The organism is Vibrio sp. 704 (assembly GCF_033339295.1).
In genome coordinates, this window is sequence record NZ_JAWOUH010000209.1 from 1 (window position 1) to 889 (window position 889).

Here is an 889-nt window from a genome sequence, read left to right on the forward strand (position 1 = left end):
TATCTTGTCTCGTCGTAATGCATACGCAACTGTAGACAACGTTTCTATCGAACGAACACCAATTACTTGAAGGAATACCAAACATGGATTGCTCTTTTTCCGCAGATATTCAAACGCGCATTGATAACAAAACCAAACCCTTAGGTGCTCTAGGGTTGCTAGAAAAAGTCGCATTGCAGTTAGCGTTGATTCAAAGCCAAGATCAAGCACAAGCCGTTGAAGAGATTGTTATTCGCAAGCCAACGATGTTGGTGTTTGCTGGCGACCATGGTGTTGCGAAAGAAGGCATTAGCATCGCACCGAGTGAAGTTACCCAGCAAATGGTTGCAAACTTCCTTGCTGGAGGTGCGGCAATTAACTGCTTTTGCGATGTAAACCAAATCGAATTCAAAGTGATTGACTGCGGTATGCTTGCGCCAATCGAAGTCATGGTTCCTGAGTTTAAATCTCATCCGAATTTAATTGAGCAGCGTTTAGGAAATGGCACTGCCAATTTTTCAAAGCAAGCGGCGATGTCTTCTGAACAAGTAGCGCTTGGTTTGGAATATGGTGCAAGAGTGGCGCAAAGCACCATCTATTCAGGATCTAACTTACTGATGTTTGGCGAGATGGGTATTGGAAATACCAGCTCGGCTTCCGCATTATTGGCGGCACTCAGCCCGCTTGAGGTAAACCACTGTGTTGGTCTTGGTACGGGCATCAACTCAGAGCAGTTGAGCCGAAAGTTAAAGTTGGTTGCTCAAGGGGTAAGTCGTTGTCGAGGTCTAGACGCCAAAGCTGTATTATCGCAAGTTGGTGGATTTGAAATCGTACAGATGGTCGGGGCGTTCCTTGAGGCGAAGCGTTTGAAAACGCCAGTGCTTGTCGATGGTTTTATTGTCTCTGTCGC

Annotated in this window: 1 protein-coding gene; it reads left to right on the plus strand. The window is 46.0% G+C overall.

Annotation, left to right across the window (positions count from 1 at the left end):
- Positions 1-83 precede the first annotated feature (83 nt).
- On the plus strand, positions 84-889 hold an 806-nt coding region (locus tag R7R24_RS25505; protein ID WP_318119899.1), incomplete at its 3' end, for a nicotinate-nucleotide--dimethylbenzimidazole phosphoribosyltransferase.